This is a genomic window from Vibrio sp. 704 (genome assembly GCF_033339295.1).
In genome coordinates this window covers 1-7908 of sequence record NZ_JAWOUH010000035.1, presented here as the reverse complement: position 1 = coordinate 7908, position 7908 = coordinate 1, and the positions used below count along the sequence as shown (strand labels likewise).

Here is a 7908-nt window from a genome sequence, read left to right as displayed (position 1 = left end):
CTGATACTGTATAATTTAGTATTTGTTCAATCGTCAAAGTTGTTCCATTAGGGAATTCCTCTTTAATCGGACTCCACGTTTTAGGCAAAAGGTCTTGAGGGGTAATCTCTATTTTTTGTTCAAAAGAAAGATTCCCTTTATCTATCTCAGACAAAACGGCTAAAGCAATCGGAAATTTCATAACGCTTTGCATCGGGAAATGGAAGTCGTTATTAATCTTCAAAGTATCCTTCTCATTGCTGTTGAATATTGCTACTCCTATTCTGGCATTTTTTGCCTTTAAAACATTCTCAATTTTCAAAGTTAAGTTGTCAGTTTGAGCATTTGAATACGCAATTGTAAAAAATAAACTTAACAATACTAATAATATCCTTTTTACGATTTTCATATGTCTGTACTCCTATCTGGTTAAATTACCGCTAACACCTGAATTAAGCCGCGCCGCGAAGCGGCGTCGGCTTGAATGAGTTGTTAGGCAACACCGCGCTTTCTCTCGAAGGCTTGTCGTGTTTGAACCATGTAAACCGCCGGCCCGTCAGGCGTGGTGATGATCTTCTCCCGCACGAATCCTGCCTTCTCATAGCAGCGTATGGCTCGATGGTTGTTCGGAGTCGGGTCGGTCTGAATCTTCGTCACGGTGGGGTCCGAGAACAGTAGTTCAACGAGAGCGCGGACAAGCCTTGTTCCTAGGCCTTTGTTCAACTGTGTCGGGTCAGCCAGAGACTGGTCTATTCCTCGCACTCCTGGATCAGTTTCATCTTCCCACCAGCCATCACCGCTTCCGAGCGCGACGTACGACTGAGCATAGCCGATCGGTTCCTCGCCCAGCATTGCGATGTACGGTGTTACGGACTCTTCCGCCATCGCTCTGGGCAGGTAGTGTTCCAGCACTTCATCAAGAGTCGGTCGCTCTTCGTCACCACCCCACCACTCAACGATGTGCGGCCGGTTGAGCCAATCATGGAGCATCGGCAGGTCGCGCTCGGTCATGAGGCGAAGAGTTATGGGGGGGGTGCTCGCGGCCTTGCGGCCCATGGCTCGCTGCTGTTCGGCAAAGCGGGCCTGTCGTATAGCGTTAGGGGTGGCCAGCAGGTTGCCGGTACGCTTGTCGTGTTGGTCTTTCATCTCAAACCCTCCATTAGAGCTAACAGTATACCACCAGTTAGCGCTAACGCAAGCATTACATACTTAAATCTGGCCCCCGACTGCGCTGCTTCTGGGTCTGCTTCGCCAGCTCGGCGCGGGCCTCCTGCACCTGCGGCAGCTCCATCACTTTCTGTACCGTGCGCTTGATGTAATCGGCCTCATGGCCTGCCTTGCGCTCCATGATCGCGGGGCTGGCCTCGGCCATGGCCTTGGCGATCTCGTCCGGCTCCCGGCCCTTGCTGGCCAGCTTCATAGCCGCAATGAAGTCGCACTTGCTGAGGTCGTCACCGAAGCGTTTGACCAACCCGGCCATTTCGCTGCGGTAGTCGTCCACGGCGCTGCGGCGATACCGGCGCACACTCCGCGGGGCGGTGATCTCGGCCAGTCGTGCCGTCCGTTCCTGTTGGCGCTTAATGCTGTCCAGCACCTGCCCGGCCTGCTGCATCAGCTCCGGCCCTGCGGTGGCGGTCTTGCCCTTGGATTCACGCAGCAGCACCCACGGCTGATAACCGGTGCGGGTGGTGTGCTTGTCCTTGCGGTTGGTGAAGCCCGCCAAGCGACCATAGTGGCGGCTGTCGGCGCTGGCCGGGTCGGCGTCGTACTCGCGGGCCAGCTTCCGGGCGATTACGCCCCTGTGACCTGCTGGGGCGTCCTGAGCCACTTTTACCCATGCCTGATAGTTCTTGGGGCTGGTCTCCACGATCAGCGCCGGCTCCCGGCCCTCGGCTTTCATGTCATCCAAGTCGAACTCACTGAGATCGTCCACCAGCACCAAACCATGCCGCTCCTGCTCGGCGGGCCTGATATACACGTCATTGCCCTGGGCATTCATCCGCTTGAGCCATGGCGTGTTCTGGAGCACTTCGGCGGCTGACCATTCCCGGTTCATCATCTTGCCGCTGGCGGCATCCCGTATGCCGATGTCGTACCGGTCGCAGCCCATGGCCTTGAGCTGCCGGGCGATGGCTTGCGCGGTGCGGTCACCCTTTACTTGAGCTTGAAAACCAGCCATATACCCCCCTGTTGTTCGATGATTTGCGGCTCCAGCCAAAGCCATGATGCGATCAGCAGCGCCAGAATAGGCGTCACGGAAGCGATCAAGACCCCGGCCCACAACTTCCATGTCCAGCCACGGGCGGCGCTCCGGGCGCTCTGCGCGGCGCTGCTCACCTCGGCGGCTACCTCCCGCAACTCCTTGGCCAGCTCCACCCATGCCGCCCCTGTCTGGCGTTGGGCTTTCAGCCACTCCGCTGCCTGCGCCTCGCTGGCCTGCTGAGTCTGGCTCATGACCTGCCGGGCCTCGTCGGCCAGTGTCGCCATGCTCTGGGCCAGCGGTTCGATCTGCTCCGCTAACTCGTTGATGCCTCTGGACTTCTTCACTCTGTCTATCGCGCTCATGCTCGATAACCTCCCGGTATTCTTGTAAGTCGATGATCTGGCCGTTGGCCGTGTCGATGGCTAGGGCGGTGTCGGCCCGCTCGGTGCGGATGCCCCGGCCCTCCATCTCCACCACGTTGGGGCCAAGATGGATGCCCGGCAGGCGCTCGATGCCCTGCGCCTCAAGTGTTCTATGGTCAATGCGGGCGTCGTGACCAGCCCGCTCTAATGCCCGGTTGGCATGGTCGGCCCATGCCTCGCGGGTCTGCTCAAGCCATGCCTTGGGCTTCAGGCTCTCGGACTTCTGCGCCCCGCCCCGCTCTGGCTGTTTGGCGTTGTACCGCTTGAACCACTGGTCAGCCGGGCGCTCGATACCGTCGTTCTTCCGCTCAGAGATCATCAAGTGGCAATGGGGGTTCTCACCTTTACCGGCATGAATGGCCAGCGTATACGGCAGGCGCTCGCCCTCGGTCAGATGCCGGGCGAATTCGTCCACCAGCTCCCGCTGCTGATCTAGGGTCAGTTCGACCGGCAGGGCAAACTCAACCTCTTTGAACAGCCGCCCATTGGCGCGTTCATACAGGTCGGCAGCATCCCAGTAGTCGGCGGGGCGCTCGGCCCACTCGGGCAGGTGGCCGGACTGAGTGTGCAGCACCTCGTCACGGTCGCGGGAGTAACGGCCCTCCCGCTGGATGTAATCGGCTTTCGCCTTGGCCGACTGGCCGCCGTTCCGGCTGCCGGTCTTGGCCGTAAGGTGATAGATGGCCATAGGGGTTTAGCTCCATGCAATGGCCCTCGGAGAGCGCACAGCCCCAAAGGGGTGCCCGCAGGGCAGTTTCTCGAAGAGAAACCGGTAAGTGCGCCCTCCCGTTAGAATGACGGTCGGGGTTTGCGGTGTCTGTGCTCCGATGATAGCATGATGGCAAGCACATAACCAAGGGGAATGTCAACATGGCAAAAGCAGCGGAACGGCTCGCCAAGCTGGAAGAGCAACGGGCACGGATCAACGCCAAGATCCAGCGGGTCAGGGCACGGGAGCAGCAGCAAAAGCGCAAGGAGGACACCCGGCGCAAGGTGCTGGTAGGCGCGTGGATACTCGGCAAAGTCGAAAGCGGCGAGTGGCCAGAACAGCGCTTGCTCGATGGGCTGGACAGCTACCTAGAGCGCGACCATGACCGGGCGCTGTTCGGACTGCCACCCAAGCAGGAATAGCAGCCACAGGAGCATGGCCAGCCGGAGCCGCAAGAGGGGCAAGGGTGAGCTTCTACCGGCTGACACCTGCCGAGATCGAAGCCCTGCAGCAAGAGATGCGAGAGGCGGGCGCGACCATCAAGGCGGAGATAGCCAAGCGCAAGGTGGCCAGCATGGCCCCTGCGGGGCTTCACACGCGCCCCCGCCCTGCGGGCAGGGGTAAAGGCCGCTAAAGCGGCTAAAGGCGTCTGCGGCTTCCTGTGGCGTCTGTGCATGGGGTTTGGGTTTGCGGGCCTTGGCCCGCCTTTTCCCTACCGCGGAGCGGTGGGGGCGGTGTGTAGCCTAGCGCAGCGGATAGATCAGTTATCCGGCCTCTGGCCGGGCATTTTGGGCAAGGGCAAACAGCGCCCCACTAGGGCGCTGTTAACCGCGCCTAGTGGATTATTCTTAGATAATCATGGATGGATTTTTTCAGCACCCCGCCAGCCCCCGCCCCTGCTGGGTTTGCAGGTTTGGGGGCGTGACAGTTAACGGGGGGGTTCGTGACAGTTAACGGGGGGGGGCGTGACAGTTAACGGGGGGGGCGTGACAGTTAACGGGGGGGGCGTGACAGTTATTGCAGGGGTCAGCCTGCCGCCTTGGGCCGTGCGATGTCGTACTTACCCGCCGCATACTCGTTCACCGTCCAGCCCAGCGCGATCAGCTCCGGCAGCGCCTCGCGCACCCGCTGGCGTCTCTTGCGCATGGCGGCCCCACTGGCCTCTGACGGCCAGACGTAGCCGCACAGGGTATCTATGGCCGCCTTGCCGGTCTTGCCGGGGTCGATCCAGCCACACAGCCGCTGGTGCAGCAGGCGGGCGGTTTCGCTGTCCAGCGCCCGCACCTCGTCCATGCTGATGCGCACATGCTGGCCGCCACCCATGACGGCCTGCGCGATCAAGGGGTTCAGGGCCACATACAGGCGCCCGTCTGCCTCGTCGCTGGCGTACTCGGCAAGCAGCCGGAAGCCCTGCCGCTTGCGGCCATTCTGGGCGATGATGGACACCTTCCAAAGCCGTTCAATGCAGTCCCTGATGGGCTTTGAGTCCTCGATATTGGCATAGCCTATTTCACGAGCCAGCGCCCGATAGCTACCCTTGACCACCATGGCGTCAGCGGTAACGGCTTCCCATTTGGGTTCCAGGAACAGCCGGAGCTGCTGCCCGCCGGGGGTCTCCGGTTCTGGCTCTAGCACCAGACCACTAGGCCCGGCCATGGCCACCAGCCCCTGCAGGATGCGCAAATCATCAGCGCCCAGCGGCTCCGGGCCGCTGAACTCGATCCGCTTGCCGTCGCCGTAGTCATACGTCACGTCCAGCTTGCCGCGCTTGCGCTCGCCCCGCTTGAGGGCACGGAACAGGCCGGGGGCCAGACAGTGCGCCGGGTCGTGCCGGACGTGGCTGAGGCTGTGTTTGTTCTTAGGCTTTGCCACGAGGCACCCCCTTGCTCTTGTGCTGCTTTTCCAGCACGGCGGGCTTGAGTACCCCGCCGTCATGCCGCCTGAACCAGCGGTCTTTGAACGGTGCCCCATAGTTGGCCTTGCTGACTCCAAAGCGGACGAAATAGGGCCGCTGCGTGTCGTCTACGCCCCATTCCTCGGCCTCACCGGTGGTCATGCCGGACAGGTACGATTGCCAGCGGATGTTATCCACCAGCACGGACGATCCCCGGCTGGCCTGCTGCTGGTCGCCTGCGCCCATCATGGCCGCGCCCTTGCTGGCATGGTGCAGGAACACGATAGAGCACCCGGTATCGGCGGCGATGGCCTCCATGCGGCCAATCACTTGCGCCATGGGGCCGCTGGCGTTCTCTTCCTCGATGTGGAACCGGCGCAAGGTATCCAGCACCATCAAGCGGCGTCCCTCAGCGGCTCGCTTGAGGCCGTCGAACCACTCCGGGGCCATGATGTTGGGTAGGCTGCCGATCAGCGGCTGGATTAGCAGACCGTCAGCCACGGCTTGCCGTTGCTCGTCGGTCAGGCGTTCCCCCAATGCGTGCAGGCGGTGATGTATGGCGGTGGGCGGGTCTTCGGCGGGCAGGTAGATCACCGGGCCGGTGCGCAACTCGCCCACGTCCAGCAGGTCGGGGCCGCCTGCGATCTGTGCGGCCAGTTGCAGGGCCAGCATGGACTTGCCGGCCCCACCGGGGGACACCAGCGCCCCCACGGTGCCGGCCACCATGTTGGGCAGTACGTAGTCAATCGGTGGCGGTAGCTCTGTGAAGCTCGCCAGAATGTCGATAGGCTTATGGGTAGCCATTGATTTGCCTCCTGTGTAGGCGGTTGGTGGTTAGGCGCTGGCGGGGTCACTACCCCCGCCCTGCGCCGCCCTGAGTTCTTCCAGATACAGCCGCAGCGCCTCGGCCTCTGCGTCTGTGGCCCATATCTTCCGGGCCTTGCGGCCCATGGCTCGCTGCTGCTCGGCAAAGCGGGCCTGTCGTATAGCGTTGGGGGTGGCCAGCAGGTTGCCGGTACGCTTGTCGTGTTGGTCTTTCATATTTCCTCCGCATTAGAGCTAACACCATAACAGGCATTAGCTCTAATGCAAGTGTTTTATCCTAATGTCGGCCCTCGGTACTGCTGTTTCTCGGCCTGCTTCGCCAGCTCGGCGCGGGCCTCCTGCACCTGCGGCAGCTCCATCACCTTCTGCACCGTACGCTTGATGTAATCGGCCTCATGGCCCGTCTTGCGCTCCATGATGGCGGGGCTGGCCTCGGCCATGGCCTTGCCGATCTCGTCCGGCTCCCGGCCCTTGCTGGCCAGCTTCATGGCCGCGATAAAGTCGCACTTGCTGAGGTCGTCACCGTACCGCTTGACCAGCCCGGCCATTTCGCTGCGGTAACACCTGAGTTAAGCCGCGCCGCGAAGCGGCGTCGGCTTGGACGAATTGTTAGGCCGCATATCGCGACCTGAAAGCGGCACGCAAGACCTCAACCTTTTCCGCCCCGAGTGAGGTGCATGCGAGCCTGTAGGACTCTATGTGCTTTGTAGGCCAGTCCACTGGTGGTACTTCATCGGCATAGTAAAAGTAATCCCAGATGATCGCCTCCCAGCTGTTACAACGGACTGGCCGCCCGGCGATGACGCCCTCAGCCGCCTCTGGGCACGAGCCCTGCGGAGCCTCCGCGATTTCATACGCTTCGTCTGCCCACCAAGCAGGTTCGCAGTCAAGTAACTCATCCCCGATCTCCGCTAAGAATCCATAGTCCAACTCCTCCATGACGCGCCCGCCGAGCATTTCAACTATTGCCTCGAGCTCGCCGCGCCTCTCGCCGGGAAACGTCAGATCAATATCATCGTGCTTGCGTGTTACACGCCCTAGCCGTGCATCGATCGCCCAGCCCCCACCGATCCAGAGCGGCAGATTTCGCTCATCTGCCGCAGCTAGAATTTTGTGTATCAATGTGACCTGCGTTGTGTCCATGCGGCCTAACGGTTTGGGCTATGGGCAGTGGCGGTTTGCGTGAGCCTTTCCTGTCAAACCGAGAAAACGCTCGGGCGGGCTACCGACTTTGCAAATTGCACTTCAACCCGCCATTGCCTATGAGCCAGTGTTAGCGGTAGTTTTTTATTTATTCAAATAGTAATCCCACGTTATTTTTGCAATGTCTGAAATAATCTTTTCATTAATTTCCGAAGTTTCTTTGGACTCTGCAACAAATACGCTTATAAAAATTAATTGTCCATTCGGTAAAGTAATTACCCCAACATCATTAGTGGCTGCTGCAATTCCATTATTTATTCCGGAAGTCCCTGTTTTATGAGCAACAATTGTATTCTTTGGTAATTGTCCTTTTAATCGGTTACTTCCTGTTGTTGTTTCTCTCATAATTTTCCAAATAAAATCATAACTTTTTTTAGAAAGTAATTGGTTCTTATTATTATAAGTATCTATTAACAGTTTGTTCATCGCTGTTGGGGTTGCCCAATTTTGATATTGGGTATTCCAATCCTTGTGCATTTGTTCTTCGTTTGCTTTGATTGAAATATCAGTGAAATGATTAGCATTCAAGAATTTTTGAACAGAATCAGTTCCTCCGATTAATTTTAGCAAAATATCACAACCAATATTGTCGCTCTCTGATACTGTATAATTTAGTATTTGTTCAATCGTCAAAGTTGTTCCATTAGGGAATTCCTCTTTAATCGGACTCCAC

General features: G+C 58.8%; 11 protein-coding genes and 1 pseudogene. 1 reads left to right on the top strand and 11 read right to left on the bottom strand.

Annotation, left to right across the window (positions count from 1 at the left end; genetic code table 11):
- The 5 genes and pseudogenes from R7R24_RS23880 to R7R24_RS23860 all read right to left on the bottom strand — a co-directional run.
- On the bottom strand, positions 1 to 388 hold a 388-nt coding region (locus tag R7R24_RS23880), incomplete at its 3' end, for a serine hydrolase (protein ID WP_318119663.1).
- An 83-nt stretch (positions 389 to 471) separates the two neighbouring features.
- A complete protein-coding gene (locus R7R24_RS23875) occupies positions 472 to 1035 on the bottom strand; it encodes an AacA4 family aminoglycoside N(6')-acetyltransferase (protein ID WP_112928758.1) in 564 nt (187 codons plus the stop codon).
- 145 nt (positions 1036 to 1180) lie between these two features.
- Entirely contained in the window at positions 1181 to 2158 is a 978-nt protein-coding gene (locus R7R24_RS23870) for a DNA-primase RepB domain-containing protein (protein ID WP_011117301.1), read from the bottom strand.
- Positions 2134 to 2544 (bottom strand): IncQ-type mobilization protein MobB, encoded by a 411-nt coding sequence (locus R7R24_RS23865; protein WP_011117300.1) that lies wholly within the window; start codon positions 2542 to 2544, stop codon positions 2134 to 2136. The genes R7R24_RS23870 and R7R24_RS23865 overlap by 25 nt, the downstream gene beginning before the upstream one ends.
- Positions 2545 to 2650: 106 nt before the next feature.
- Positions 2651 to 3292 (bottom strand): annotated as a pseudogene (locus tag R7R24_RS23860) (MobA/MobL family protein); the annotation flags it as partial.
- A gap of 182 nt (positions 3293 to 3474) precedes the next feature.
- On the opposite strand from R7R24_RS23860, the gene R7R24_RS23855 reads away from it, so the two are divergent.
- Positions 3475 to 3735 (top strand): mobilization protein, encoded by a 261-nt coding sequence (locus tag R7R24_RS23855; RefSeq protein ID WP_169573164.1) that lies wholly within the window; start codon positions 3475 to 3477, stop codon positions 3733 to 3735.
- A gap of 604 nt (positions 3736 to 4339) precedes the next feature.
- On the opposite strand, the gene repC is transcribed toward R7R24_RS23855, so the two are convergent.
- The 6 genes from repC to bla form a co-directional block, all read right to left on the bottom strand.
- On the bottom strand, positions 4340 to 5185 hold the full coding sequence (gene repC / locus R7R24_RS23850; protein WP_112928757.1) for a replication protein C, IncQ-type: 846 nt from the start codon (positions 5183 to 5185) through the stop codon (positions 4340 to 4342).
- Entirely contained in the window at positions 5172 to 6011 is an 840-nt protein-coding gene (locus R7R24_RS23845; RefSeq protein ID WP_169573183.1) for a helicase RepA family protein, read from the bottom strand. The genes repC and R7R24_RS23845 overlap by 14 nt, the downstream gene beginning before the upstream one ends.
- A gap of 30 nt (positions 6012 to 6041) precedes the next feature.
- Positions 6042 to 6248 (bottom strand): plasmid repression protein F, encoded by a 207-nt coding sequence (urfF, locus tag R7R24_RS23840; RefSeq protein ID WP_112928753.1) that lies wholly within the window; start codon positions 6246 to 6248, stop codon positions 6042 to 6044.
- A 56-nt stretch (positions 6249 to 6304) separates the two neighbouring features.
- Positions 6305 to 6580: a hypothetical protein gene (locus tag R7R24_RS23835; protein WP_223847821.1), complete on the bottom strand. Its 276-nt coding sequence runs from the start codon at positions 6578 to 6580 to the stop codon at positions 6305 to 6307.
- 61 nt (positions 6581 to 6641) lie between these two features.
- Entirely contained in the window at positions 6642 to 7175 is a 534-nt protein-coding gene (gene aadB / locus R7R24_RS23830; RefSeq protein ID WP_000381802.1) for an aminoglycoside nucleotidyltransferase ANT(2'')-Ia, read from the bottom strand.
- Positions 7176 to 7319: 144 nt separating this feature from the next.
- A partial coding sequence (bla, locus tag R7R24_RS23825) for a class A beta-lactamase (RefSeq protein ID WP_169608431.1) occupies positions 7320 to 7908 on the bottom strand: 589 nt, incomplete at its 5' end.

Bases quoted from the DNA above. Each gene is read 5' to 3' on its own strand.
- R7R24_RS23865 (WP_011117300.1), bottom strand. From the start codon at position 2,544: ATGAGCGCGATAGACAGAGTGAAGAAGTCCAGAGGCATCAACGAGTTA.
- R7R24_RS23845 (WP_169573183.1), bottom strand. From the start codon at position 6,011: ATGGCTACCCATAAGCCTATCGACATTCTGGCGAGCTTCACAGAGCTA.
- aadB (WP_000381802.1), bottom strand. From the start codon at position 7,175: ATGGACACAACGCAGGTCACATTGATACACAAAATTCTAGCTGCGGCA.
- R7R24_RS23855 (WP_169573164.1), top strand. From the start codon at position 3,475: ATGGCAAAAGCAGCGGAACGGCTCGCCAAGCTGGAAGAGCAACGGGCA.
- R7R24_RS23835 (WP_223847821.1), bottom strand. From the start codon at position 6,580: ATGGCCGGGCTGGTCAAGCGGTACGGTGACGACCTCAGCAAGTGCGAC.
- R7R24_RS23875 (WP_112928758.1), bottom strand. From the start codon at position 1,035: ATGGGCCGCAAGGCCGCGAGCACCCCCCCCATAACTCTTCGCCTCATG.
- R7R24_RS23870 (WP_011117301.1), bottom strand. From the start codon at position 2,158: ATGGCTGGTTTTCAAGCTCAAGTAAAGGGTGACCGCACCGCGCAAGCC.
- urfF (WP_112928753.1), bottom strand. From the start codon at position 6,248: ATGAAAGACCAACACGACAAGCGTACCGGCAACCTGCTGGCCACCCCC.